We start from the raw sequence: 25,665 nt of genomic DNA on the forward strand, positions 1-25,665 counted from the left end.
TTCTCCTTTAAAAAAAGTGGGGCAGGCTCCTCCTACCTCACTTTCTTTCAGTATTCTTCTTATTCGTATTCTTTCAATTTATCGTAGATACCTTCGTTAAGGACTTTAAGATAAGTCCCTTTCATACCGAGTGAACGGCTCTCAATAATACCAGCTGATTCCAACTTACGAAGGGCATTAACGATAACTGAACGTGTAATTCCGATACGGTCAGCGATAACAGACGCTGTCAAGCGACCTTCCAAACCGTCCAACTCATTCAAGATAGCTGAAACTGCCTTGATTTCTGAGTAAGACAAGGTATTAATTGCCATGTTGATAGCCGTTTGTTTACGAATTGTTTCTTCCAAGTTCTCTGTTTGAAGGTTCAACAACTGCAAACCAACAACCGTAGAGGCAATCTCAACCAAGATAAGATCTTCATCCACAAAATCATGGTCGTTACGCCAAATGATGAAAGAACCAAGACGCATCCCACCACCATAGATAGGGGCAATTGTAGTCAAACCATCTGGGAAGTCATCTTTTGATTCCACAGGGAAAATGGTCAAGTCACTGTCAATACCAATGTTTTCTTGAGTGTCATAAACACGGCTGATACCACGTGTATACTCTTCTGGAAGCTGTTTGGCTTCAAAAAACTCTTCTACACGATCATTGTTGGTTTTGTACTTCATGGCAAAACCAAGGAGAGCACCACCACCATTAACGATAGCAGCGTTACAATCAATGATATCTGCCAATTGAGCAGCCATATTGTTGTATGGAAGATCTCCTTCCAAGCTGTCTACTGAGCGTTGCAAGATAGATGTAATTTTACGTGTTTTAGCCAGCAAATTTGCCATATTTATTGTCTTCACTTTCTATTGTAATCATAATAATATCAAGCCTTGTACTAATCTTCTGCGTCAAGACCTACTAGCCCTATCATTATAGCACACTTAACCCAGAAATTGCAAACAATTGTCTGAAAATTATTTATTATTTTACTATTCATTATATTATGTATATTATGGCATTTTTAGGAAAAATGTTCGGATTTTACTCAAATACATCCCCTTTTTAGAGACAATAAAAACTGGACAAGCCTTTTTGTCCAGTTTTTTAAGAAATTAACGCTTGTAATATGACAAGACTCGTTCGATTTTGTTACCGAGATCAGCCAACTCTTCCACACGAGGAAGGTAGACAATACGGAAGTGATCTGGTTCATTCCAGTTAAAGCCTTTACCTGGAACTAGGAGAACCTTCTCCTTCTTCAAGAGACGAAGACAGAATTCTTCATCATCTTCAATATCATACATGTTACGGTCAATCTTAGGGAAGATGTAAAGCCCTGCGTCAGGCTTAACAGCCGAAAGCCCTGGAATAGCGTTTACGGTATTCGTGATAAACTCACGTTGTTCATAGATACGCCCACCAGGGATCAAGAGTTCATCCACGGATTGGTAACCACCAAGTGAAGTCTGAATAACGTGTTGGGAGAGCACATTAGCACAAAGACGCATGTTGGCCAACATATTAAGCCCTTCAATATAGCCTTTGACATTCTTTTTAGGTCCAGAGAGAACCATCCAACCTACACGGAAACCACAGATACGGTGAGACTTAGAAAGACCATTCATAGACACACAGAAAACATCTGGTGCAAGACTAGCAATCGCAGTATGCTTTTTACCATCCATAACCAAGCGGTCATAAATCTCATCCGCAAAGATAATCAAATCATTTTGTCGAGCAATATCCACAATCTGTTCAAGAACATCCTTAGGATAGAGCGAACCTGTAGGATTATTGGGATTGATGACTACAATTGCCTTAGTATTTGATGTAATCTTTGATTTGATATCATCAATATCTGGATACCAGTTAGATTTTTCATCACATACATAGTGTACGGCATTACCGCCTGCTAGACTGACACAGGCTGTCCAAAGAGGATAATCTGGCATTGGGACCAAGACCTCATCTCCATCATCAAGCAAGGCCTGCATAGATATGGAAATCATCTCTGAAACACCATTACCAATATAAATATCATCAATATCTACATTTGGGAATCCCTTTAACTGGCAATACTGCATAATCGCCTTACGAGCTGAGAAAATCCCTTTACTATCCGAATACCCTTCACTGTTACGAACATTCATAATTAAATCACGAATGACTTCATCCGGTGCTGTAAAGCCAAATTCCGCAGGATTTCCCGTATTAAGACGAAGAATCTTTTCACCGTTAGCAATCATACGGTTGGCTTCATCCAAAACTGGTCCACGAATATCATAGGCAACGTGTTCCAACTTTGATGATTTATCAAATGTTTTCATAAGTTAATCCTTTCAAAAGATACTAAAAGCAGATACATCTAGCAGAAAATAAGAAAATTCAACACCTGATGGGGATTTCCACTTTTATTGACACCAACTTTATTTAGGCTCAGCCATTTGGTATCATTTCTGAAGACTTGTCTTCCTATTGTTTAATTATCATGTTTCTTACGAAGCTAATAACAGATTGTATTATACCTCTTTTTCATGCAATCTTCAATTTTTAGATAATACTGAAATCTTCACATTACTACGGACATCCTAAAGTAAGCAGTCAAAAAAAGATTTCAGAAAATCCATAACAACGCTTTCATTTTTTAAATTAAAGGAGTATAATAAAGCTAAAGATAGGAGGTAGAGCTTATGTCTCAACAATATGAACGTATTATGGTAGCTGTCGACGGTTCTTACGAATCAGAACTGGCCTTTATTAAAGGTGTGCACGTTGCAAAACGTAATAATGCTCAGTTACTATTGGTACACGTTATCGATACACGCGCCCTTCAAAGCGTTGCGACTTTCGACTCTTATATCTATGAAAAACTAGAAGACGAAGCTAAAGCTGTTTTGGCTGACTTTGAACGCCAAGCCAGAGAAGCTGGTTTAACCAAGATTCGCAAAGTTATTGAGTTCGGTAATCCTAAGAGCCTCTTGGCTGTTGATATCCCTGATAAGGAAAATGTTGACCTTATTATGGTTGGTGCCACTGGTCTCAATACTTTTGAACGCTTGCTTATTGGTTCATCTTCTGAATACATTCTCCGTCACGCAAAAGTTGACTTGCTCATTGTTCGTGACTCTGAAAAAACACTTTAGTCACCTCTCTCAAGCACCTCTGGTGCTTTTTTTCATATGAAAAAGAACCGAGATTTTAACTCTCAGTTCTTTTTTTGTTCTATTTTTCAGACTTTGCTGATTCAGACATCACTTCTGACTCTGAAGTTGACTGGCTTTCTTCGACCAAGTCTTCACTAGCAGATTGACTTGAGGCACCTGCTTGCTCCAAAGCAAGGCTAGTTGAAAGGCTCTCACGCTCTGCTTCCTGACTAAGGCTAGCTTCAACAATCATGAGTTCCTTTTGACGTTCTGTTTCACGAAGGTATTCACGTTCTTCTAGCTCTTCCTGACGACGTCTTTCCTGCTCAAGTCTTTGAGCTTTTTGACGCTCACGCTTAGCATGACGTTTTTGCGTCTCATCAATCAAGACCTTAGTGTTGTCTTTAATATGCATCCACTTAATAAGACGAACCAAGAGTCTCCATAGGAAGACAATAATTGACTCTGCAAAGAGAAGAATCTCAACCAGAATAACTCCCAACAAGCTCCAAGCCATGAAGAGTGTAATCAATAATTGCGTGAAAATCTTCTTCAAGTCACTCAAATGATTGTTGTGAATATTAAGAGTCTCAAGGAAAAGATCTAAAATCCCTTGCAAGAGATGAGACTTAACAGATTTGTCTCCCTCAAGGCTCAAGTCCGTTTGGACTTCCGCTGGAGTAACCACTGTCAATTCTCCATCTTGATAGACCTCAACACGATTTCCTAATGTTATATCAAAATCAAAAAGGGCACGATCTATTTTTTTCAGGCGCCCATCGGGATGACTAAGGTAAACAAAGTCATCATCAATTTTTAAAATACGAAACATAATTTACCTGCTCTTTATTGCTTCCTAAATAATAACAAAGTAAAAAGGCTCTTGTCAAGAGCTTCTTTTTCAATCCAAGGTTTTAACCCCGATACGATTCTTATATTCTTGATAGGTTTCTGTATGCATAAGAGCCTTAGCATTTTTAACACGATCTGCAGTTGGTGGTTTGACACCTTCCAATGGATAAGGGATGCCAAGTTCACGCCACTTGAATTCCCCCATCGTATGATATGGAAGAATTTCAAATTTATCGACATTTTTCAAGGTCTTCACAAATTCACCCAATTCAACCAAGTGCTCATCAAAGTCAGTCAAGCCAGGTACCAAAACATGACGAATCCAGACTGGCACTTGTTTATCAGACAGGTATTGTGCAAATTCTAAAATGTTCTTATTAGGTTGACGAGTTACAAACTTGTGTTGCTCTGGGTCAATCTCTTTGATGTCAAGTAGAACCAAATCAGTCACAGCCAAAAGTTTGTCAACAACTTCATGATACTCAGGAGTATTGCGGTAAGCAAACCCACAAGTATCAAGCGTACAGTGAATTCCTAGCTTCTTAGCCTCTGTAAAGAGGGCAGTGACAAAATCAATCTGAAGCATGGCTTCACCACCTGATACAGTGATACCACCATGCTCACCCCAGAAATGACGGAAACGAAGAGCCTCATCTAAGACATCTTCAACCGTACGTTCAACAGCCTTATTTGACTCCATAGCCCAAGTATCTGGATTATGACAATATTGGCAACGCATCTTACAGCCTTGCATGAAAACAATAAAACGGATACCCGGACCATCTACGGATCCAAAACTTTCGGTTGAATGAACAAGTCCAGTCACCTGACTGTAATCAATTTCTGCCATGGCAGCCTCCTTGTAAACGCTTTTTACATGTTTTTATTATACCTCTTTTATCGGAAACATGCTCCATATCTGCCTCAATTCAAGCAAAGGTTATACTATAATACATCTAAAATTAAATGATATCTATACTATACCAGAAGAAAAAGTAAAAAACTGGAAAAATCCAGTCTTTTATCATCTATATTATTAGGCACGTTTCTTGAGCCCCAAAAAGGCTGCAGCAGCAAGGAAAAATGTTCCTGCCAATGTCAAGATTACTGTTGATGCTTCACCAGTCTTAGGAAGTGTAACTTCCTTACCTTTAGCATCTTTACCAGTCAATGTACCGTCAGCATTCACTTTGAATCCTACTGCTTCAGGAGCAACAACACTTGTTGTACCATCAGTGTTGGCGATGACAATTTGGCTGTTTTGTGTAGACACAATTGTTTGGCCAGCTGCAGTGATAACTGGAGCTGTTGGTGTTACAGTAACAACAGGTTGTCCATTAACGTTCACTGCAGGTGTTTCAGGGTTTTGAGGTGATTCACTTGTCCCTTTATCAGTTGGTGAGGCCGGTTCTTCTGGCTTATCGGCTGGTTTCTCAGTTGGTTTATCAGCTGGTGTTGTTGATGAATCAGCTGTTGGAGCCGGTGTCGCAGGTGTTTCTGGAGTTGCTGGTGTTGTTGGTTCAGCTGGTACTTCAGGAGCTGTAGGTGTTGTTGGCGTTGCCGCACCTGTGTTTGAATCATTGCTACGAGCCAAGTCACCATCACTTGGGGCTGTTGAAGGACCTGTTGCTACACGATCTGTCGTTGGTTGTGTAAGAACAGCATCATTTGTCGCAATACCGTCGTCCGCAAAAGAAGTTACTGGTACAAAAGCTCCTAGGGTAAGGGTGAGTAAAAGCAAGCTACTATATATAGATTTTTTAGAAGCCATTAAGATTCTCCTTTTTTTCATTTATCAGTTAATTAATATTCTACCATAAAAAAAGTAATAAAAGACTGTTTTAATTAAAATCTTATTTATTTTTATTCTAAATCTATCAACACGCTAAAATATGTTAGAGTATCTCCAAAATTATAGTTCTTTTTATGACAAAGTCTAGCAGTTTGGATAGTTAAAAAAGGCTTTATAACGTACTTTATAGACATTTTCTAATCTTATTATTTTGATAAGCGGATATTCCAAGATAGATAAGAAAAAGCACTTTCACTCATAATGAGAGAAAATGCCTAATTAGTAGATAGTCGTTTTTGGGTTCCAACATTTTCTAATAAAAACGTGGAAAAAACTATTCTTCTGCCTCTTCTGGAGCTACCGTGATGATTACCTTAAGTTTGGTTACGCGACCATCCTTAACCTTATCATTGATAAATTCGAGGTGTTTGTCCTTGTTGATAACTGAATAGTGTTCCTTGACTTCTTGAGTTGGGATGGCCCCCACACCAGTCAAATAATAACCTGCGATAGTATCAACGTCATCACTCTCAAGTTCTGTATCAAAATGTTCATTGAAGTCGTTAAGAGTCATAGCTCCTTCGACAATATAAGTATTCTCACCAATTTCACGAACTTCCACACTAGTTTTATCTGTTTCGTCGTCAATCTCACCAACGATTTCTTCCAAAAGGTCCTCGAAGGTAACAAGACCAGCAACGCCACCGTATTCATCAAGCAAGATAGCCATCTGATTATTGGTGTTACGAAAAGCTGCCAAGAGATCATCTACGAAGATAGTCTCTGGAACAAAGAGAGGTTCGTTCATGATTCGACGAAGTTTAATATTTTCAAAACCAAGTTCAAAACCTGCTTTTAGAAGGTTTTTAGTATGAATGACACCGATAATCTTATCCTTGTCATCTTCGTAAACAGGGATACGTGAGAAACTTTCCTTGAGAATAGCTTGGATATTTTCTTGAGTATTGTCTTCGATATCAATCATGAAGGCATCTGTACGAGGGACCATAACCTCACGCGCCATCAATTCATCAAGAGAGAATACCCCTTGAAGCATTTCAATTTCTTCGGCTTCAAGAGTATCCTCACTCTTAGTCAACATGTACTCAATCTCATCACGTGTCATCTGCTCATCCGCATCATCAAAGGTCATAGGTGTCAAACGAGATAAAAGGTTAGTTGATGCCGAAAGAATCCAAACAAAGGGAGTAACAATCTTACCTGTAACAATAATGACAGGAGCTGAGTAGATGGCTAAGTTCTCTTTAAGATTCATAGCGATACGTTTTGGATAAAGTTCCCCAAAAACGATAGATATATAGGTCAAGACAACCAAAGAAATCATGCTACCTGCTGTCTTAGCCCAAGCCGCATGACCAAACCAAGTCGCTATCACTGCACCTAGTGACGCAGAGAGACTGGCCCCCTGTAAGAGGCTAATAAAGGTAATACCAACTTGGATAGTTGATAGGAAGTTGTTTGGATTTTCAAGAACCTTGAGTAGGCGAATAAATTTCTTATCACCTTCTTCTGCCTTTTGCTCTACACGTGAGCGGTTAAGTGATACGAGAGCCATCTCAGATGCTGAGAAAAAGGCTGTAAGCAAGGTTAAAATTAGTAGTAAAATAGATTGAAATAATAAGGACTGACCACTCGAGTCTTCCATTTTTTCTTCTCCTCTAAAAAAAAATTCTGACTTTCATTATACCATAATTTCCCAATAAAGGTGTCTATTTTATGCTATAATTAGAGTAATTTATCATCAAAGGAGAGACTTATGTCACTTATACGATTAGAAAATGTCAGTTTGGCCCGCCAAGGAAAAACACTTTTGTCTGGCCTTAACTGGACAGTTGAAAAAGGTCAAACTTGGGCTATTCTGGGACTTAACGGTGCTGGAAAATCAACCCTCCTACGTTTGTTGACAGCTGAATTCTTTCCTTCTGAGGGAAAGGCTGAGATACTAGGCTACACCTTTGGGAATGGAGACATCACAGGTCTTCGTCAACATATCGGTATCGTCAGCTCCTTCATCACTGAGCGTCTTCCTCAACATATGACAGCTGAAAAAATCGTCCTTACAGGTAAATACAAGAGCTCAATCCTCTACAAAGCCTATGGAGACAAAGAGCTACAAGAAGCCAAGGATATGCTGACTTCACTTGGTGCTGGTGATTTGATTGGTCGTAAATACCGTGGTCTCTCTCAGGGAGAAAAGCAAATCTGTTTAATTGCTCGTAGTCTGATGGAAGATCCCGACATCATCATCCTTGACGAAGCAACTGTTGGCTTGGATCTATTTGCTCGTGAAAAACTCTTGCGTCAGATTGATCGTATTACCTCGCTTCCTCATGCTCCACTGGTTCTTTACGTCACTCATCACGCTGAGGAAATCACTGAAAACATGGACCATATTCTCCTACTCCGTCAAGGAAAGATCGTAGCACAAGGACCCAAAAATGATGTCATCACACCAGAAGTCTTAGCTGACTTCTATCAAAATCCTGTTCAAATTATTCCAATTGACGACCATCGTTTTTACATTAACCCTCTTTTATAGAGATCAGTCATAAAGTAGCTTGATTTAGGTCCAATTCTAAAACAACATCAAAACAAGAAGTCCCCCAGACTAGGTCTAGGGGACTTGTTCTTTTATGGCTACTCCTCTTTTATTTTCGATACGCCGTACAAAATTAAGGCTGGAACGATAAGCTGTTCTATAAAAATATATGAACAAGAAGCCAAAATTTTTCTTGGCTTCTTTTTGTGATAACATTCATTGCTTAAGCTCGACCTCGAGCCAGATTAATCATATCATAGGTTAACGTGTTGCTAGTTTCTTTGAGAGAGTAATCCTCCAAAGTATTGACTTCCTTACGAAGCTGCTTGGCATAACGGCTAGAAATAAGTTCAGCCTGCTCGTACTCGTTGATAACCTTACGTTCCAAATAGTAGCCACGCAACATTTCATCAATATTGTCTGGATGAAGATGGGTGATAACCCGCTCAACAAAGGCACCTGATTGAATAATCTCAGCCTCTTGAAGGCGACTGCGTTTCAGATAAGACAAGAGATCTGAATGATAAACACCTTCCAGATTACTCAGGGCTTCCAAAATCTGCTCAGTATTTGTCAAATAGAGCTCAGTCATATGGTCGCGGTTTTCTTCCGTCAACCTAGGACCTCTTCTCGTTTCATCCTGATCAATATGAAACTTGAAAGTAAGAGCTAAGTGTAACAATCTACGAAGGCCACGCACAAAGACAGCTAGGGCGTAAGAAAGGCTAGAGACAAAACCACGGTTGATACGACGTTCCAAGCCCTTGATATAACGTTGGTAGAGATTGTATTCGAGTTCTGAAATCTTACCCTTCTTGTAGGCATATTCCAGACCCTCACTCTCAATTTCCATAATCATTACTCGGATATTGGCCAACTCTTCTTTGACATCATTTGATTCCTGCTCCAAGATTAAATCTTCCAAGCGTTGATTGTAGTTGTCAATAGTAGCATAGACAGCCCCTTGATTGGTAGACTGTTTTAGATCTTTTTCCAACTCATCGACCACATCATTGAGAATGGCAATCTGCATATAATGGTTGGTCGTGTGCGCTGGTCCAGTCGCTAGCTTAGGTAGGACTAAAATCCCTGTTAAGAAGCTCAGCAAGGTCACACCCGCTACCGTAAAGAGCAAAAGACTATGTTCCAGAGCAGTCATATTGGCAACTGGAAGCAAAAGGATGGTTGCAATGGAAACCGTTCCTTTAACACCTGAAAAGGTTAACAGAGTAGCACCCTTCCAGATTTTTTTTAGTGATCGTTTGGCCCTCCAAGCTCTTTGAGCAAATACTGCACTAATCATAACAAAACGAATACCAAACATGGTCGCTGTTAGAAGGATGATAGCAAGAAGCATCCAGAGATTATCGTAAGTACTGCTACGCAGTACTGGGGCTGCTAGGGTTGGAAGTTCTGTTCCCAAGAGGAAAAAGACCATGCCATTAAGCATGAAGGTAATGGTTCCCCAAATCGTATGAGAAACACTATCCAACTTAGCATCAAAAACGGTGATTTTTTTGAAACGACTGGCAAGCGAAATCCCTGCTACGACAACAGCAATAATTCCAGAAGCATGAATTTCCTCGGCTACAAAGTAAGAGGAAATCGGTAGTACCAACTCTAGTAAGAGAGCACCTGTGACATCAGCAGCATCCATATTGTCCAAAATGGTTAAAAAGAGACGATTAAATAAGGCTGTAATCAAGCCAACTAAAAAACCACCAAGCACAGAAATAACCAAATTCCAGCTCGCCCCAAGGAGAGAGAAGGTACCTGTGGTCAATGCAGTCACCGCCACCTGAAAGGCGACCAAGCCAGAGGCGTCGTTCAGAAGACCTTCCCCCTGCAAAATGTAGCTAATCCACTTTGGAAAACTGAAACGTTTAGAAATAGCTGAATAGGCCACTAAATCCGTTGGCCCAAGAGCCGCCCCAATGGCTAGGCAGGCAGACAAAGGCACAGCAGCAGGCAAGACGGCCTTAGCAAGATAACCGATTCCCAAGGTAGACACAAAGATAACTGGAAAAATCAAAAATAGAATAAGTTTCCAGTTACGTAGAATACTGGTGATATCACTTTCTTCACCCTCCCGAAACAGCAAGGGAGCAATAATGAAAGCTAGGAAAAGTTCTGTTTCAAGCTCGAAAGCGCGTCCCTTCAAAAGAAAACCAATACCCACTCCAAAAATAATTTGAATCAAAGGTAGGGGAAGACGTGGAAAGACACGATTGATAACATTCGATAAAATCAAGCTAAAAAGAAGAACAAGCAAAGCTAATGATAAATGCATAGCTCCTCCTACCCTTCCTTATGACAACAGTTTGAGAATAGTTCTTTTTGCTTACTAATTTTTTTATCAATGGCAGTGACATCTTCTTTGGCCAAAAGTTTATGGCAACGTTCAACCTCAAGACTAGCTAACTTTTTCTTAATTTTAGCCGTTTTACGATTATCAACCTTTTTTAAAGTATCCTCGGCACTTTGCTTATCTATATATTTGGCCTGCATATCTGCAAGCTTCTCTTTAATATCTGTAATCATTGTAATTTCTCCAACATCACCAAAAATGGTGGGGTATTAATTTGATTAAGGGGTTGGTAAAGCATGGCTGTAAAATCACGCTGGTCCAAACCGATAACGTACTCAAGCACAGCATCCTTCTCCATATCGCCGCCATCATGACCATAGTAAATCATAATAGCTAAACGACCACCCACCTCTAAGCGGTCAAGAATTTTCTCAATGGCCTCAAGAGTCGTGTGGGGTTTGGTGATAACACTCTTATCTGCAGATGGCAGATAGCCCAGATTGAAAATAGCTGCACGAATCGGTTCCGTGACATAACGGTCCAGATTTTCATGGCCATCTAAAATGAGTTCCGCATTTTCAATTTCCAAGTCCGACAAGCGTTGACGAGTCTTTTCGAGCGCCTGCTCCTGCACGTCAAAGGCATAAACCTTCTTGGCAAGACCAGCCAGAAAGGCTGTGTCATTACCGTTTCCCATGGTTGCATCGACAGCAACACTCTCATCATCCAGCACTTCTGCTAGAAAGTCATGAGACAGATGAATTGGTCGTTTAATCATGCTTTTTCCTCCTTCTCGTTAGCTACTTTGCACCCTTGCCATGAGTCACGACGTTCCATCTCTTTGTCAATGGCATTGAGGACTTCCCATTTGTTGAGACTCCACATAGGACCAATCAACATATCTCGCGGTGCATCACCTGTGATTCGATGAATGACGATATCCTCAGGGATGATTTCCAACTGGTCACAGATGATGGACACATACTCTTCCTGACTCAGCAATTTAAGACGACCCTCGTGGTAGTCCCTTTGCATACGCGTATTGGTCATCAGGTGGAGGAGGTGGAGTTTAATCCCCTGAATGTCATTGTCCGTCACACAACGGCGAACATTCTCCACCATCATCTCGTGGGTTTCCCCTGGCAGCCCATTAATCAGATGCGACACAATCTCAGCCTTTGGCGCACGCTCACGCACACGCTTAACCGTCTCCACATAAAGATCATAGCTGTGTGCTCGGTTAATGAGTTCTGACGTTTCTTCATAAGTCGTCTGCAAGCCAAGTTCAACGGTCACATGCATACGTTCTGTGAGTTCTGCCAGATAATCAATCACATCATCTGGCAAACAGTCTGGGCGGGTACCGATATTGATACCAACAACACCAGGCTCATTGATAGCCTGTTCGTAGCGTTCCTTGATAACTTCAAGCGGCGCGTGGGTATTGGTAAAGTTTTGAAAATAAACCAGATATTTCTGAACTTCTGGCCACTTGCGGTGCATGAAGTCAATCTCATGGTAAAACTGCTCACGAATCGGTGCCTCAGGAGCTACAATGGCGTCCCCAGACCCCGATACCGTACAAAAGGTACAGCCACCATGAGCCACTGTGCCATCACGGTTGGGACAATCAAAACCCGCATCTATTGGTAGTTTGAAAATCTTTTCGCCAAAAATTTCACGATAGTAATCATTGACTGTTCTATAACGTTTTTTCATAAAGACTATTATAACACTTTGACCTAAAAAAGAGAGTAAGACTCAGACAAAAATCATGGATTTCTGCCTGCCCTACTCTCTCTTCTTATTTAGTCTTTTTCAAATAATCAATGGCTTCTTGAGCTGTTTTAACAGGGACGATTTTCATCTTGGTTCCCAGTTTCTTGGCAGCTTCCTTGGCCTCTTGATAGTTGGTTTTGGCATCCGGATCAGCCTTTTTCATTTCCTTGGTTACCGGATTATTTGGTACAAAGAAAATGTCTGCACCACTATCAGCCGCTGATTTCACCTTAAGGTAGGCACCACCGATATCACCGACAGAACCATCCTTTTCAATGGTTCCTGTTCCAGCAATCTTACGACCAGCCTTAAGATTTTGACCAGACACCTGATCGTAAATAGCTAAGGTAAACATAAGACCCGCACTTGGGCCGCCAACACCATCAAGTTTAAACTTCACATTTTCAGGACTTTTGACCTCGGTATGATCTGTCAAACCGATACCAATACCATTTTTACCATTGGCAATCTTGATAATCTTACCAGTAGCAGTCTTTTCTTTGTCATCTGTCGTATAAGTGACCTTGACTTTTGAACCCAACTTAAGTCCCTGAACGTATTTAATCAAGTCAGCAGAATTATCAAAAGACTTGCCATTGACAGCTGTCACCGTGTCCGCAATATTGAGGACGCCCTTGAAGCTAGAATCGTCAGCCACCTGAAGCACATAGACACCCATATACTCCAAGCTAGCCTCCTTACCAGCCAGAGTCAAGCCCTGATAAATCGCTTGGTTTTGGGAAGTCTCCATGTAAAATTGGTTGATACGCATGAAATCTTCATCAGAGTAATTTCCAGTTGCCTCTTCAGCTGTTTGAAGCTTTGCAAAATCATTAAGCTGAGCATAGAGCATCAAGGCTAAAGTCGCCTTGGTTTGAGCTACCGCCACAAAATTGTAGGATCCTTTTGAATCATCAGCTTTCTTGTCTACAGTCAAGACTTCCTTGGTATCAAAAGCACCACCCGGAAGCTCAACATAATAATTATTTAGCGGGAAAAAGAGGGCAAATAGGAGGAAAAGTACCGTAAAAATACTTAACAACCACCACTTAATCCGCCAAAGTTTCCCTAATAGTGATTTAGATTCGTTCTTGTTTGCCACGCTTGGCCTCCACTTCCTTAACAACTGCTTGAGGAACATAAGAACTAATGTCTCCCTCAAAATAAATCAACTCACGCACACGACTTGAAGAGACTGGTGTTACCTCATGACTGGCAATCAAATAAACTGTTTCTAACTCAGGTGCCAACCCCTTATTGAAATAATCCATATTGGCTTCATAGTCGAAATCTGTCGCATTACGAAGACCTCGGACCAAATAAGTCACCCCAAGATCTCTGGCGATATCTACAGCCAAACTATCGTGAGCCGTTATAATCTTGACATTGGGAAGATCTGCCACAACCTCTTCCAAGATACGCTTGCGAGTCTCCACATCCCAGAAGCCCTGCTTATTTTTATTATAAAAGAGACCGATATAAAGCTCATCAAAGAGCTTGCTGGCTCTGGCAATAATATCCATATGCCCATTAGTAATCGGATCAAAAGACCCCGTAAACATAGCAATCTTTGTCATAGCATTCCTTTCTACAACTTCCCTATCAAAGGCTAACGCACGTAAACGGTCACCTTACTGATACCATAAGTTTTCTGTTTCCAAATCCCAAAGTTTGAAATTTCTTCAGGCAGATCCACAGCCTTATCCGTCTCACAAACCAACATAACTTCCTCAGCCAAGAGCCCTTGCTCCTCTAACTGAGTAATATTGGCCACAATCTGCTCTTTAGCATAAGGCGGGTCTAAAAGCACCAAGTCAAACTTTCCTGTCAATTGTGTCAGCGCTCGCGCCGCGTCCATCTTCAAAAGCTGGAACTGCTTCTCACTCTTGGTCATCTTGATATTTTCCTGGATAATGGCTTGTGCCCGACGGTCTTTTTCCACGAGGACAGCAGATGACATGCCACGACTAACTGCCTCAATGGCCAGACTACCACTCCCAGAAAAAAGATCCAAAACACGCCCTCCATCAAAGAAAGGACCAATCATATTGAAAATGGCACCCTTGACCTTGTCCGTTGTTGGACGAGTCGTTTTGCCTTCTAACGTTTTAAGCGGACGTCCGCCAAATTCACCTGCTACAACACGCAAGTCGGTCACCTCGTTTTTACTGATTTTTAGTAAGACTTTTCTATTATAACAAAAAACACGCATAGATGTTGCTCCAAAGGGGACTAGACAAGCTAAATCCCCCCAAGAGAACACAAAAAACTCGAGAAGCTCCCGAGTTTCCATTATTTTACTTATCACCAAGTGCAGTCACGTAGTTGTAAGCTTCGATACCAGCTGTGGCACCATCACCTACGGCTGTTGTAATTTGGCGAAGGTCTTTCTGACGGACATCCCCAATGGCAAAGATACCAGGAATACGTGTCGCCATCTTATCATCTGTAATTACCCAACCATCTTGGTCAGTGATGTCGAGACCTGTCAAGTAATCTGAAACAGGATCAAGTCCCACATAAACGAAGACACCGCCAAATTCGTGGTTAGTCACCTCACCAGTTTTGACATTCTTGATTTCAACACTGCGAACCTTGATGTCATCACCCTTGATTTCTTCAACGACTGAGTCCCAGATAAACTTAACCTTTTCATTGGCGAAGGCGCGGTCTTGAAGAACCTTTTGGGCACGCAATTCATCACGACGGTGAACAATGGTCACGCTATTGGCAAAGCGTGTCAAATAAATTCCTTCTTCAACGGCAGAGTCTCCACCACCAACAACCAAGAGGTCTTGATTACGGAAGAAGGCACCATCACAGACCGCACAGTAAGACACCCCACGGCTGTTATACTCTTCTTCGCCAGCAACACCAATGTGGCGGTGTTTGGCACCAGTCGCAATGATCACTGTCTTGGTTTGGTACTCCTCGTCACCAGTTTTGACAACTTTATAGTCACCCTTGTCTTCGATACCAGACACGATACCATAAAGATTTTCAACGCCTAATTTTTCCAAAGGTTCGAACATCTTCATTGACAATTCTGGACCAGAGATACTTTCAAAACCAGGGTAATTTTCAATATCAGACGTGTTATTCATCTGTCCACCAGGAGCGCCTTGCTCCAAAGTTGCCACTTTAAGGTTGGCACGTGCTGCATAGAGTGCTGCAGTCATCCCCGCAGGACCAGCTCCAATAACAATTGTATCGTACATGAGTAACTCCTTATATGATTTTCTTGTAGAGATATCTTACACCTAATGTGCCAACAAAGCTAGAATTATGCATTCAGCACGATAAGAATCGCCATAAAAGCAAATGCCAAAACTGGGATCGACACCATCGACATCATAATAGCATCATAGAGGGCACCTTGACGCTCCTTAACAGTTTTGTCTGCACGACGTAAGGCACGCCATCCAAGCCAAATGGCACCAATCACCAAGCACACAAAGAAAGCAATCACAAGGCCTAAGAGGTAAAATTTAAAAATATTTAATAACATAAATCATCCTAAAGTGAGAAATAGAAAAGGCTGAGATAACATTCTCCAACCTCTAAATTCGACTAGTAATAACTGCACGATGCAGTCTCTGATTGGACTATAGTCGCCTTTGAAACATTCAAAAGTTCCTAATCATCCTTGTGGGACTTTGACTATGGACTAAAATATCGTCCACTCCCACTACCTTTTCTATTGTAACAAAAATCCCATCTTAAAGATATTGTTTTGAATAAGAAGCGAAAAATTCTTTTGTTCGTTCTTCTTTTGGATGGTTAAAGATTTCGTCAGGTGTTCCCTGTTCAAGGATACGACCTTTTTCAAGGAAGAGCACCTTGTCAGCCACTTGATAAACAAAGTTCATGTCGTGACTGACCAAAATCATGGTTTGACCTGACTTAGCTGCATCAGCGATTGATTTTTCAACCTCACCAACCAACTCAGGGTCAAGAGCAGATGTTGGTTCGTCAAGCAAGAGCACATCAGGCTTCATTGCAAGGGCACGAGCCAAGGCCACACGTTGTTTTTGACCACCCGACAAGTGACGTGGGTAGTGATTTTCACGATTAGAAAGCCCAACCTTAGCGAGCTCTTCTTTGGCAATCTTGGTAGCTTCTTCGTCAGAAAGTTTCTTAACAATCTTAAGACCTTCCTTAACATTATCCAAGGCAGTGCGACGTTCAAAGAGGTTGAACTGTTGGAAAACCATGGCCAACTTACGACGAAGGGTAAGGATTTGTTCTTTAGTAATAGTCTTGAAGTCTACTTTAAAATCATCAATGGTAATGGTACCAGAATCAGGTTGTTCCAAATAGTTTAAGCTGCGAAGAATTGTTGATTTCCCTGCACCAGAGGCACCAACAAGAGCTACAACTTCACCCTTTTCAATATCGAAGTTAATACCATCAAGAACCTTTTGACCTGAAAATTCCTTGGTCAAGTTTTTGATACTAATCATTAGCGGTCACCTCCAATTCCAGAAATGTCAGTCACTTCAGGCGCCTTAATGGCCATGTGATTTTCAACTGAACGACCAATGTACTCAATCAAGATTGAGATTACCCAGTATACAAGGGCAACTGAGATATAACGTTCAAAGTAACGGTAGTCGGCACCACCCAAGATTTGAGCCTGTGCATACATTTCGACGATACCAGCACTAAAGGCAAGTGATGTTCCCTTAGTCAAACCAATCAAACTGTTAATCAAGCTTGGTGTTGCAATAACTGCCGCATTTGGAATAATGACACGACGGTAAACTTGTGCTGATGTCATCCCAAGAGAACGGGCAGCTTCGATTTCCCCAGCATCAACAGCCTGAATCGCTGCACGAATGGTTTCACTCATGTAGGCTGCTTCGTTAAAGGCAAAGGCCGTAATCGCGAAGATAGCTGGTGGAATCTCATTAATATTCCAATCCAAACCAAATTCACCATTCAAATAACGAAGGAAGAGTGGAATACCATAGTAAGTCAACATGAGTTGTACAAGGATTGGTGTCCCACGCAAGAAGCTCACAAAAACTGCTTGAATTGGATAAAGGATACGTACTCGATTGATCTTAACGACCGCAAAGACAAGAGCCAAAATCAAACCGAAGAAAGCACCTGCAATAGTCAAGCCCAAAGTTAAAGGCAAGCGTTCCACAATCTTAGGAACAGCATCAAAGACAGCCTTCCATGAGAAGAGCTTACCAGCTGGCATCCAAGACGAAATCCATTTGAAGACAATTGTAACCAATTGCAAAACATAACCCCAAAGGATTTCCACTATCCAAGACAAGGGAATGGCTAAAGCAACTGCTACTGCCAAACCAACCAAACCAATGATAACTTGGAGATACCAAGGTGACCGATTAAATGCTTCTATACTCTTTTTCACAATGTCGCCCTTTCTTTCTAAAAAAGTAGGTTAGCCTATTGCTAACCATTCAAATATCTTATCATAATTTTATAGTATTCATTTTAGCACGACTCAGAAAGTCTGTGAAATAGTCTTTTCTTATCATAGTGATAAGAAAATCGTATCACTGATAGTAATACCTTGTTAAGACCAAAAAGATTTGAACTCATTCCTTATTTTACGAACAAAGTGAGCATAAACCGAGGCTTTCCGGCGTGAGAAAAACACCTGAAACTTTAAAGTTTCAGGTGTTCGGAAGTTTTGAGACCTTAGGCTCAAAACTTAGTCATGGAACTTCGAAGAAGGTCGCTGACGTCTGTCATCACCTCAGGAAAGCTTCAAAAGAAAGCTTTGTGTTTAATCCAAAGCTGAGACAGCAGTCTCAACTTTTAACAGTATTATTTCAAATCACTGACGTAATCGCCACCGAAGTATTCCTTGCTGAGTTTGGCAAGGGTTCCATCCTTCTTAAGCTCTTTGATACGTTTATTGACAAAGGTCTTGAGTTCCTTACCTTGCTTATCATTTGAGAATAGAAGATATTCAAGACCATCAGTCTTCATACCGATATCGTCTTTAATCTTGTTTACAGCTAGCTTATAGCCTTGATCTTTGACAATGTACTCAGAGGAAATGGCATCGTAAAGGATAAAATCAATTTTTCCTTCTTGAATGTGTTGAATACGTGTTGAAAGACCCGTTGAGCTAGAAGCATAGTTGATAGTAATTGGTGTCTTGTCCGCATTGGCATGGTTCCAATTTTCAAGCAACTGAGCATAGTTAGAGCCAGGAAGCACCTCTGTTGTCTTACCAGACAAATCATCTAGGCTAGTATACTTGGTACCCTCAGCACTAGTGATGGCATAGTTAGAACGTGAAATCGGATCTGAGAAACCATATTTCTGCGCACGTTCTTCATTGTAGTTGAAGTCGTTAGCTGCAATCTGATAACGTCCAGAATCCACCCCTGTCAAGATGGAATCAAAAGGTGTCGTCACAAACTTGACCTCATACTTGTCCGAATCCTTGAAAATAGCCTTGACCAAATCAATATCATAACCCTTGAAGTCGTCGCCTTTTTTGAAAGTGAAAGGCGCCGTATCAGAGTCTGTCGCAACAGTAATCGTCTGCTTTTCACCAGATGCCTTACTGTCACTCTTGTTCCCACAAGCAGCCAAAGTCAAAACCGACAAGCCAAGAATCCCTAAACCTGCAAGCCATTTTTTCATATCTATAATCCTCGATACTTTCATTAATAGTTAGTGATAACAGTTTATCATCTTCCTACAAACTCGTCTAATAATAAAATCCTAAGAGGTGATAGATAAAGGTTATAGGGGAATCGATACAACGAACAATAAGAAAAGAGCTGCCACTGGTGTGACAACTCTTCTCGCCCAAAAAAGCTTTCCGTACATGTTTAACATCAAATGCAATAAAACTCTATTTTTCCTTACTTGATGACTTACTGCTTGAATCGCTACTGTCTTCAGGTTGATAATCTGATAAATTCTTATGGATGCGTTCAGCGTAAACAGCTCTGCTTCCTGATTCATCATGATCGACCAAGGCTTCGGCAAGCTCTTTATAATCTTCTATAGAAATAGTCCAGTTGCCTCCATCATCTTTGGTTAGCTTGAAGGTCTTTTCTAGATCATCAGCACCGGTCAAAGGTGTATAGGCCATTTCTTTATCAATATCCTTAAATTGTGTCAAATCTCCGTTAAAGTTTTCACCATAAAGGAATTTCGTTGTGAGATCTTTGGCTTTACCTTTTTCCACATCGTTGTTATCAGCTTGATTCCATTGTTTCAACTTGTCAATGTCGTTGTCATAGAGACTCATAAGGAGAGTACGAACAGCAGCTGCAGCTCCATAAGCACTAACAGAACGTGAAGTAAAGGTAACTGTCGCTTCATTTCCTTTAACTTTGACATCCTTAAGCTTATAGTCCTGAATCTTACCAATCATATTACGACGGACCTTGAGGAACTTAGAAAGCACTTGGGTTGGTGTCTTAGCATCATAACCTTCAATGTATTTAAACGTATACTTGTCTTCCGGTGTATACCCCTTTTCTTCGATAGTATCTGCAACTTGTTTTTCAAAGACTTTCGTTTCAGTCCAGGCTTCGTAATTTTCACCGTAGAGTTTTGAAAAACCGTTACTAGATTTTCCAAGCATAGTATCAATTAAAACTGTCGCATCAGCCTTGGCACGTTCTGTCGGAGTTGGTGTCGCTTTTTTCTTCTCAGCTGGTTTATTGGAAGCACAAGCTACGAGAACCAAGCAAGCTGCCAGAATCAGTCCTAAATAGGTAAGAACTTTTTTCATTAAGATTATTCCCTCATTTCTTTTAGTTACTATTTAAGATAGCATAGGTCTGATGATTCTTCAAGGTCACTTTCCAAAAGAAAAAATCAAAACTCTACTATTATAATGACTCCAAATCATCTAGGTCCAATTGTCTGCCTTCTTGATCTTCCAGACCCGTCAGCGTCACACCGAGCAGGCGAACACCACTACTATTTTCCTCCAGTTGATCAAAAATGGTATGGGCAATTCTTTCGATGGTGTCGAAATCCTGGGTCGATTTGTCCAAGGTCATACGCTTGGTTAAGGTCGAAAAATCCGAATAACGGACCTTAATGACAACGATTCGACCAACTTTTTTATTTTTCTGGGCACTTTCAGCCACCCGTCTAGCATTCTTAGTCAACTCAGCCTTGATGTCATCTTCATTATAAAGAAGCTTGCCATAGGTTCGCTCACTTCCAATAGATTTACGGACACGATTGGGCCTAACAGGACTATTGGAAATCCCTCTAGCCTTTCGAAAGAGATCAAATCCAAAACGTCCAAAACGATCAATCAGAGTCATCTCAGGAATCTTCAGAAGATCGGCACCGGTGTATATTTCCATGTCATGGAGACGTTCAACTGACTTTTTACCAACCCCATGAAACTTTTCAATAGGTAGCTTTTCCAAAAATTCCTGAGCTTCCTCTGGAAGCACCACCGTCAAACCAGCAGGCTTTTGAAAATCAGAGGCTAGTTTGGCGATAAATTTATTGTAGGAAACGCCTGCTGAACAAGTCAGGTGAAGTTCCTGCCAGATATCATACTGGATAAGTTTGGCTACCTTAACCGCCGATTTGATACCAAGTTTATTTATCGTCACATCAAGATAGGCTTCGTCGATAGACATGGGCTCTACCAAGTCGGTATAGCGTTTAAAAATCTCACGAATCTGCATCCCTACCTCTCGGTAATGGCTATAATTTCCTGAGATAAAGACAGCATTAGGACAACGTTCATAGGCTTCCTTAGAAGACATGGCTGAATGGACACCATATTTTCTAGCCTCGTAATTACAGGTTGATACCACACCACGTCCCCCTGTTTTTCTAGGGTCGTGACCGATAATAACCGGTTTGTCCTTAAGACTGGGGTCATCCCTCATCTCGACCTGAGCAAAAAAGGCGTCCATGTCAATATGGATGATTTTCCGACTGGTATCATTTATTAGAGGAAACTCTAACATGGCTCCCTGCCTCCTTTCTCAGATTTATCTCATTGTAAAGCTTTTCACATAAAACTTTGGGACTACAAAGCATTCTCCCCTTATGATACCAAAATCTACCAAAAAACAGAAATTTATAATACAGATTTGTCGTTTTCAAAACTGTATTATAAAAGAATGTCTCTAAAAACACAGTTTTAAAGTTGTGTAAGCGGTTACTGTGTGATAGAATACTTCTAGAGAATGTAACAGATAATTTTGTTACTAGAATTATAGGAGATTCAAACTATGGCAACGGTTAAAACCAACACAGATGTTTTTGAAAAAGCGTGGGAAGGCTTTAAAGGAACTGACTGGAAAGAAAAAGCTAGCGTTTCACGTTTCGTTCAAGCAAACTACACACCTTATGATGGTGACGAAAGCTTCCTTGCAGGACCAACTGAACGCTCTCTAAAAATTAAAAAAATCGTAGATGAAACTAAAGCAGGCTATGAAGCTGAAGGACGCTTCCCAATGGATACTCGTCCAACTTCAATCGCTGACATTGACGCAGGATACATTTCAAAAGAAGATGAACTTATCTATGGTATCCAAAATGATGAGCTCTTTAAATTGAACTTCATGCCTAAAGGTGGTATCCGTATGGCGGAAACTGCTTTGAAAGAACACGGTTATGAACCAGACCCAGCTGTACACGAAATTTTCACAAAATACGTAACTACAGTTAACGATGGTATCTTCCGTGCTTACACTTCAAACATCCGTCGTGCACGTCACGCTCACACAGTTACTGGTCTTCCAGATGCTTACTCACGTGGACGTATCATCGGGGTTTATGCTCGTCTTGCCCTTTACGGTGCTGACTACTTGATGCAAGAAAAAGTTAACGACTGGAATGCTATCAAAGAAATCGACGAAGAAACTATCCGTCTTCGTGAAGAAGTTAACCTTCAATACCAAGCACTTCAAGACGTTGTTCGCCTTGGTGACCTTTACGGTGTAGATGTTCGTCGCCCAGCCTTCGATACTAAAGAAGCTATCCAATGGACAAACATCGCCTTCATGGCAGTATGTCGTGTGATCAACGGTGCCGCTACATCTCTTGGACGTGTGCCAATCGTTCTTGATATCTATGCAGAACGTGACCTTGCTCGTGGTACTTACACTGAATCAGAAATCCAAGAATTCGTTGATGATTTCGTTATGAAACTTCGTACAGTTAAGTTTGCTCGTACAAAAGCTTACGACCAATTGTACTCAGGTGACCCAACATTCATCACAACTTCTATGGCTGGTATGGGTGCTGACGGACGTCACCGTGTTACTAAGATGGACTACCGTTTCTTGAACACTCTTGACAATATCGGTAACTCTCCAGAACCAAACTTGACAGTTCTTTGGACTGACAAATTGCCTTACTCATTCCGTCGCTACTGTATGCACATGAGCCACAAACACTCTTCTATCCAATACGAAGGTGTGACTACTATGGCTAAAGACGGATACGGTGAAATGAGCTGTATCTCATGTTGTGTATCACCACTTGACCCAGAAAACGAAGAACAACGTCACAACATCCAATACTTCGGTGCTCGTGTTAACGTGCTTAAAGCCCTTCTTACTGGTTTGAACGGTGGTTACGACGATGTTCATAAAGACTATAAAGTATTTGACATCGAACCAGTTCGTGACGAAGTTCTTGACTTTGACACTGTTAAAGCTAACTTCGAAAAATCTCTTGACTGGTTGACTGACACTTACGTAGATGCTCTTAACATCATCCACTACATGACTGATAAGTACAACTACGAAGCTGTTCAAATGGCCTTCTTGCCAACTAAACAACGTGCTAACATGGGATTCGGTATCTGTGGTTTCGCAAATACTGTCGATACATTGTCAGCAATCAAATACGCTACAGTTAAACCAATCCGTGACGAAGATGGCTACATCTACGACTACGAAACAATCGGTGAATACCCACGTTGGGGTGAAGATGACCCACGTTCAAACGAATTGGCAGAATGGTTGATCGAAGCTTACACTACTCGTCTTCGTAGCCACAAACTCTACAAAGATGCAGAAGCTACAGTTTCACTTCTTACAATCACTTCTAACGTTGCTTACTCTAAACAAACTGGTAACTCTCCAGTTCACAAAGGGGTATACCTCAACGAAGATGGTTCAGTGAACTTGTCTAAATTGGAATTCTTCTCACCAGGTGCTAACCCATCTAACAAAGCTAAAGGTGGATGGTTGCAAAACTTGAACTCACTTGCAAGCCTTGACTTCGGTTACGCAGCTGATGGTATCTCATTGACAACTCAAGTATCACCTCGTGCTCTTGGTAAGACTCACGACGAACAAGTTGACAACCTCGTAACTATCCTTGACGGATACTTCGAAAACGGTGGACAACACGTTAACTTGAACGTTATGGACTTGTCAGACGTTTACGAAAAGATTATGAGCGGTGAAGATGTTATCGTACGTATCTCTGGATACTGTGTAAACACTAAATACCTCACTCCAGAACAAAAAACTGAATTGACACAACGTGTCTTCCACGAAGTTCTTTCAATGGACGACGCTTTGGGATAAAACAAATAAAGAGCTCGCAATAGCGGGTTCTTTTATTTTTGCAAAAAACTAGTTTTCATTACATTTTTCTAAAACTACTATCATTTACATTTGACTTTTTATAAGATAAGCTATAAAATAAAAGCGTTTCCGTTTGGTATCTCCAAACACTTCCTTCTCAGAAGCACCTTAGAGAAACGATACTCAATGACTGTCAAACGGATGGTTTCTAATAACACGTAGACTATCATTGTTATAAGATTAAAGAGTATAAGGAGGACAAATGAATAAGAAAAGTTTTAAGCTAATTGGATTAGTGTTTCTCGTAGCAAGCACTGTCCTGCTCGTAGCCTGCCAGTCTGATACCAAGACCGAATCCTCAAAGCCCAAGGACGTTCAATGGGGGTATACTGGCTCTACTGGTCCAGACCATTGGGGTGACCTTTCTAAAGATTATGAACTCAGCAAAAATGGTAAAGAACAATCTCCGATCAATATCACCGGTGCTGAGGACGTTGATCTTCCAGAACTAAACCTTAATAATCAAGAATCAGAAGCTCAAGTTGAAAATAACGGGCATACGATTGAAGTCAGCTTTAAAAATCCAAAGAATACCCTAACGATTGGTGATGATGTCTATAAATTACAGCAGTTCCATTTTCACGCACCTAGTGAGAATGAAATTGATGGTCATACTTATCCTCTAGAGGGGCACTTCGTCTATAAGACAGATAATGGGAAAATCACAGTTGTCTCGGTTCTCTATAATTATGGCGATGAAAATCAAGCCTTAAAACAAATATGGGATAAAATGCCTCAGGCGGCCAATACAGAAACTGAGCTTCCTCAGGCTATCTCACTATATGATTTCTATCCTGAAGACAAGGACTACTACAACTTCGAAGGTTCCTTGACAACACCGCCATGTACTGAGGGTGTTAACTGGATTGTCTTCAAGAATCAAGAAACCGTTAGCAAGGAACAAGTGGAAAAATTCACCCAAACCCTTGGATTTGAAAATAACCGCCCTATCCAAGATACAAACGGTCGACAAATTAAAGAATAAAGCAAGATAAAAAGCTTGATGATAACTCCTCGCATCGGGCTTTTTTTCGTTGACAATTAGTTATAGACTTTGTTACACTTGCCCTATGATTATCAAACATACAAGAGATACACTCTCAGAAACTTACCTCGATGCCGTAGCCATCCGAAACACTGTTTTTGTTAAGGGGCAAGGTGTTCCTCGCTCCATCGAGATTGATGCGAATGAAGCCTACTGCATCCACTTTGTTCTATATGATGACAAAGGCAAGGCAGCAGCAACCGTACGCCTACTACCGAATAAAGACTTGACTCAGCTTACGCTCCAACGTATGGCGGTACTCGATGCCTACCAAGGTCAAGGTCTGGGGAGCATTCTCCTAAAAGAAGCTGAAGATTTTGCACAAGAACAAGGCTTCCAGACTATTTCTCTCCATGCTCAACTCGGTGCACTTAAGTTCTACCGCAACAATGGCTATCAAGAAGTCGGTAAGATCTTTGAAGAAGCTGGTATCCAACACATTACTGTTGAAAAATCCTTACTAAATCATAACCACCCGTCTAACGGGTGGTTTGATCAAGGGCTATAAGCCCATATTACCAGCCAGCGCCTAAAGACGCTGGCTTTCACTTTGTTCAAGCCTTATTGCTTTTGACTCGTCACAAGCCTCTCAAAG

25 protein-coding genes are annotated in these 25,665 nt (G+C 41.0%); 5 read left to right on the forward strand and 20 right to left on the reverse strand.

Annotated features, from left to right (window positions below; all coding sequences use genetic code 11):
• Positions 1-59: 59 nt before the first annotated feature.
• Positions 60-845, reverse strand: a complete 786-nt coding sequence (gene codY / locus ACT170_RS08580) for a GTP-sensing pleiotropic transcriptional regulator CodY (protein ID WP_002884784.1) — start codon at positions 843-845, stop codon at positions 60-62.
• Between the two features lie 267 nt (positions 846-1,112).
• Positions 1,113-2,327 carry a pyridoxal phosphate-dependent aminotransferase gene (locus tag ACT170_RS08585; protein ID WP_139723736.1) on the reverse strand — a complete coding sequence of 405 codons (1,215 nt, stop codon included), beginning with the start codon at positions 2,325-2,327 and terminating at the stop codon, positions 1,113-1,115.
• Between the two features lie 363 nt (positions 2,328-2,690).
• Here ACT170_RS08585 and ACT170_RS08590 point away from each other — a divergent pair, with 363 nt between their 5' ends.
• A complete protein-coding gene (locus tag ACT170_RS08590; RefSeq protein WP_002884397.1) occupies positions 2,691-3,143 on the forward strand; it encodes a universal stress protein in 453 nt (150 codons plus the stop codon).
• Positions 3,144-3,222: 79 nt separating this feature from the next.
• Here the strand turns inward: ACT170_RS08590 and ACT170_RS08595 are convergent, their stop codons facing one another.
• From ACT170_RS08595 to ACT170_RS08610, 4 genes are all read right to left on the reverse strand, one after another.
• Positions 3,223-3,975, reverse strand: a complete 753-nt coding sequence (locus tag ACT170_RS08595) for a hypothetical protein (RefSeq protein ID WP_444818208.1) — start codon at positions 3,973-3,975, stop codon at positions 3,223-3,225.
• A 69-nt stretch (positions 3,976-4,044) separates the two neighbouring features.
• On the reverse strand, positions 4,045-4,845 hold the full coding sequence (gene pflA / locus ACT170_RS08600; RefSeq protein WP_417164089.1) for a pyruvate formate-lyase-activating protein: 801 nt from the start codon (positions 4,843-4,845) through the stop codon (positions 4,045-4,047).
• A 186-nt stretch (positions 4,846-5,031) separates the two neighbouring features.
• Positions 5,032-5,766, reverse strand: a complete 735-nt coding sequence (locus tag ACT170_RS08605; protein ID WP_444818209.1) for an LPXTG cell wall anchor domain-containing protein — start codon at positions 5,764-5,766, stop codon at positions 5,032-5,034.
• A gap of 355 nt (positions 5,767-6,121) precedes the next feature.
• Positions 6,122-7,453: a hemolysin family protein gene (locus ACT170_RS08610; protein ID WP_444818210.1), complete on the reverse strand. Its 1,332-nt coding sequence runs from the start codon at positions 7,451-7,453 to the stop codon at positions 6,122-6,124.
• 111 nt (positions 7,454-7,564) lie between these two features.
• Here ACT170_RS08610 and ACT170_RS08615 point away from each other — a divergent pair, with 111 nt between their 5' ends.
• On the forward strand, positions 7,565-8,347 hold the full coding sequence (locus tag ACT170_RS08615) for an ABC transporter ATP-binding protein (protein ID WP_084869526.1): 783 nt from the start codon (positions 7,565-7,567) through the stop codon (positions 8,345-8,347).
• Positions 8,348-8,570: 223 nt separating this feature from the next.
• Here ACT170_RS08615 and ACT170_RS08620 read toward each other — a convergent pair whose 3' ends face one another.
• From ACT170_RS08620 to dinB, 14 genes are all read right to left on the reverse strand, one after another.
• Positions 8,571-10,637 carry a cation:proton antiporter gene (locus ACT170_RS08620; protein ID WP_048790211.1) on the reverse strand — a complete coding sequence of 689 codons (2,067 nt, stop codon included), beginning with the start codon at positions 10,635-10,637 and terminating at the stop codon, positions 8,571-8,573.
• 8 nt (positions 10,638-10,645) lie between these two features.
• On the reverse strand, positions 10,646-10,888 hold the full coding sequence (locus ACT170_RS08625) for a hypothetical protein (protein ID WP_014634967.1): 243 nt from the start codon (positions 10,886-10,888) through the stop codon (positions 10,646-10,648).
• Entirely contained in the window at positions 10,885-11,433 is a 549-nt protein-coding gene (locus ACT170_RS08630; protein WP_014634968.1) for a tRNA (mnm(5)s(2)U34)-methyltransferase, read from the reverse strand. The genes ACT170_RS08625 and ACT170_RS08630 overlap by 4 nt, the downstream gene beginning before the upstream one ends.
• Positions 11,430-12,374: a TIGR01212 family radical SAM protein gene (locus tag ACT170_RS08635; RefSeq protein ID WP_004183328.1), complete on the reverse strand. Its 945-nt coding sequence runs from the start codon at positions 12,372-12,374 to the stop codon at positions 11,430-11,432. Before ACT170_RS08635 ends, ACT170_RS08630 begins: the two co-directional genes overlap by 4 nt.
• 85 nt (positions 12,375-12,459) lie before the next feature.
• Entirely contained in the window at positions 12,460-13,536 is a 1,077-nt protein-coding gene (locus ACT170_RS08640) for a SepM family pheromone-processing serine protease (RefSeq protein ID WP_014634969.1), read from the reverse strand.
• Entirely contained in the window at positions 13,514-14,011 is a 498-nt protein-coding gene (gene coaD / locus ACT170_RS08645) for a pantetheine-phosphate adenylyltransferase (protein ID WP_444818211.1), read from the reverse strand. The genes ACT170_RS08640 and coaD overlap by 23 nt, the downstream gene beginning before the upstream one ends.
• A 32-nt stretch (positions 14,012-14,043) precedes the next feature.
• A complete protein-coding gene (gene rsmD, locus ACT170_RS08650; protein ID WP_444818235.1) occupies positions 14,044-14,583 on the reverse strand; it encodes a 16S rRNA (guanine(966)-N(2))-methyltransferase RsmD in 540 nt (179 codons plus the stop codon).
• A gap of 148 nt (positions 14,584-14,731) precedes the next feature.
• Positions 14,732-15,685: a thioredoxin-disulfide reductase gene (gene trxB, locus ACT170_RS08655; RefSeq protein WP_444818236.1), complete on the reverse strand. Its 954-nt coding sequence runs from the start codon at positions 15,683-15,685 to the stop codon at positions 14,732-14,734.
• A 32-nt stretch (positions 15,686-15,717) separates the two neighbouring features.
• Positions 15,718-15,942: a DUF4059 family protein gene (locus tag ACT170_RS08660; RefSeq protein WP_002884393.1), complete on the reverse strand. Its 225-nt coding sequence runs from the start codon at positions 15,940-15,942 to the stop codon at positions 15,718-15,720.
• Between the two features lie 211 nt (positions 15,943-16,153).
• The gene (locus ACT170_RS08665; protein ID WP_444818212.1) at positions 16,154-16,897 is read right to left on the reverse strand and encodes an amino acid ABC transporter ATP-binding protein; all 744 of its coding nucleotides are present in this window, start codon (positions 16,895-16,897) and stop codon (positions 16,154-16,156) included.
• On the reverse strand, positions 16,897-17,643 hold the full coding sequence (locus ACT170_RS08670; protein ID WP_096832659.1) for an amino acid ABC transporter permease: 747 nt from the start codon (positions 17,641-17,643) through the stop codon (positions 16,897-16,899). Before ACT170_RS08670 ends, ACT170_RS08665 begins: the two co-directional genes overlap by 1 nt.
• A 596-nt stretch (positions 17,644-18,239) precedes the next feature.
• Positions 18,240-19,070 carry a transporter substrate-binding domain-containing protein gene (locus tag ACT170_RS08675; RefSeq protein WP_048674808.1) on the reverse strand — a complete coding sequence of 277 codons (831 nt, stop codon included), beginning with the start codon at positions 19,068-19,070 and terminating at the stop codon, positions 18,240-18,242.
• A 214-nt stretch (positions 19,071-19,284) separates the two neighbouring features.
• Entirely contained in the window at positions 19,285-20,175 is an 891-nt protein-coding gene (locus ACT170_RS08680) for a peptidase (RefSeq protein ID WP_270334589.1), read from the reverse strand.
• 100 nt (positions 20,176-20,275) lie between these two features.
• The gene (dinB, locus tag ACT170_RS08685; protein ID WP_444818213.1) at positions 20,276-21,385 is read right to left on the reverse strand and encodes a DNA polymerase IV; all 1,110 of its coding nucleotides are present in this window, start codon (positions 21,383-21,385) and stop codon (positions 20,276-20,278) included.
• A gap of 267 nt (positions 21,386-21,652) precedes the next feature.
• On the opposite strand from dinB, the gene pflB reads away from it, so the two are divergent.
• The 3 genes from pflB to ACT170_RS08700 all read left to right on the forward strand — a co-directional run bounded on the left by pflB (position 21,653) and on the right by ACT170_RS08700 (position 25,578).
• Positions 21,653-23,965: a formate C-acetyltransferase gene (gene pflB, locus ACT170_RS08690; protein ID WP_049553862.1), complete on the forward strand. Its 2,313-nt coding sequence runs from the start codon at positions 21,653-21,655 to the stop codon at positions 23,963-23,965.
• A gap of 262 nt (positions 23,966-24,227) precedes the next feature.
• Positions 24,228-25,010, forward strand: a complete 783-nt coding sequence (locus tag ACT170_RS08695) for a carbonic anhydrase (protein WP_037611920.1) — start codon at positions 24,228-24,230, stop codon at positions 25,008-25,010.
• Between the two features lie 85 nt (positions 25,011-25,095).
• The gene (locus ACT170_RS08700; RefSeq protein ID WP_444818214.1) at positions 25,096-25,578 is read left to right on the forward strand and encodes a GNAT family N-acetyltransferase; all 483 of its coding nucleotides are present in this window, start codon (positions 25,096-25,098) and stop codon (positions 25,576-25,578) included.
• Positions 25,579-25,665: the final 87 nt, after the last annotated feature.

The organism is Streptococcus sp. cx1 (assembly GCF_052384325.1).
In the GTDB taxonomy this organism is placed as follows: domain Bacteria; phylum Bacillota; class Bacilli; order Lactobacillales; family Streptococcaceae; genus Streptococcus; species Streptococcus salivarius_G.

Excerpts from the sequence above, each read along its gene's own strand:
- codY (WP_002884784.1), bottom strand. The coding sequence starts at position 845 with ATGGCAAATTTGCTGGCTAAAACACGTAAAATTACATCTATCTTGCAA.
- ACT170_RS08585 (WP_139723736.1), bottom strand. The coding sequence starts at position 2,327 with ATGAAAACATTTGATAAATCATCAAAGTTGGAACACGTTGCCTATGAT.
- ACT170_RS08590 (WP_002884397.1), top strand. The coding sequence starts at position 2,691 with ATGTCTCAACAATATGAACGTATTATGGTAGCTGTCGACGGTTCTTAC.
- ACT170_RS08595 (WP_444818208.1), bottom strand. The coding sequence starts at position 3,975 with ATGTTTCGTATTTTAAAAATTGATGATGACTTTGTTTACCTTAGTCAT.
- pflA (WP_417164089.1), bottom strand. The coding sequence starts at position 4,845 with ATGGCAGAAATTGATTACAGTCAGGTGACTGGACTTGTTCATTCAACC.
- ACT170_RS08605 (WP_444818209.1), bottom strand. The coding sequence starts at position 5,766 with ATGGCTTCTAAAAAATCTATATATAGTAGCTTGCTTTTACTCACCCTT.
- ACT170_RS08610 (WP_444818210.1), bottom strand. The coding sequence starts at position 7,453 with ATGGAAGACTCGAGTGGTCAGTCCTTATTATTTCAATCTATTTTACTA.
- ACT170_RS08615 (WP_084869526.1), top strand. The coding sequence starts at position 7,565 with ATGTCACTTATACGATTAGAAAATGTCAGTTTGGCCCGCCAAGGAAAA.
- ACT170_RS08620 (WP_048790211.1), bottom strand. The coding sequence starts at position 10,637 with ATGCATTTATCATTAGCTTTGCTTGTTCTTCTTTTTAGCTTGATTTTA.
- ACT170_RS08625 (WP_014634967.1), bottom strand. The coding sequence starts at position 10,888 with ATGATTACAGATATTAAAGAGAAGCTTGCAGATATGCAGGCCAAATAT.
- ACT170_RS08630 (WP_014634968.1), bottom strand. The coding sequence starts at position 11,433 with ATGATTAAACGACCAATTCATCTGTCTCATGACTTTCTAGCAGAAGTG.
- ACT170_RS08635 (WP_004183328.1), bottom strand. The coding sequence starts at position 12,374 with ATGAAAAAACGTTATAGAACAGTCAATGATTACTATCGTGAAATTTTT.
- coaD (WP_444818211.1), bottom strand. The coding sequence starts at position 14,011 with ATGACAAAGATTGCTATGTTTACGGGGTCTTTTGATCCGATTACTAAT.
- ACT170_RS08660 (WP_002884393.1), bottom strand. The coding sequence starts at position 15,942 with ATGTTATTAAATATTTTTAAATTTTACCTCTTAGGCCTTGTGATTGCT.
- ACT170_RS08665 (WP_444818212.1), bottom strand. The coding sequence starts at position 16,897 with ATGATTAGTATCAAAAACTTGACCAAGGAATTTTCAGGTCAAAAGGTT.
- ACT170_RS08670 (WP_096832659.1), bottom strand. The coding sequence starts at position 17,643 with ATGCCAGCTGGTAAGCTCTTCTCATGGAAGGCTGTCTTTGATGCTGTT.
- ACT170_RS08675 (WP_048674808.1), bottom strand. The coding sequence starts at position 19,070 with ATGAAAAAATGGCTTGCAGGTTTAGGGATTCTTGGCTTGTCGGTTTTG.
- ACT170_RS08680 (WP_270334589.1), bottom strand. The coding sequence starts at position 20,175 with ATGAAAAAAGTTCTTACCTATTTAGGACTGATTCTGGCAGCTTGCTTG.
- dinB (WP_444818213.1), bottom strand. The coding sequence starts at position 21,385 with ATGTTAGAGTTTCCTCTAATAAATGATACCAGTCGGAAAATCATCCAT.
- pflB (WP_049553862.1), top strand. The coding sequence starts at position 21,653 with ATGGCAACGGTTAAAACCAACACAGATGTTTTTGAAAAAGCGTGGGAA.
- ACT170_RS08695 (WP_037611920.1), top strand. The coding sequence starts at position 24,228 with ATGAATAAGAAAAGTTTTAAGCTAATTGGATTAGTGTTTCTCGTAGCA.
- ACT170_RS08700 (WP_444818214.1), top strand. The coding sequence starts at position 25,096 with ATGATTATCAAACATACAAGAGATACACTCTCAGAAACTTACCTCGAT.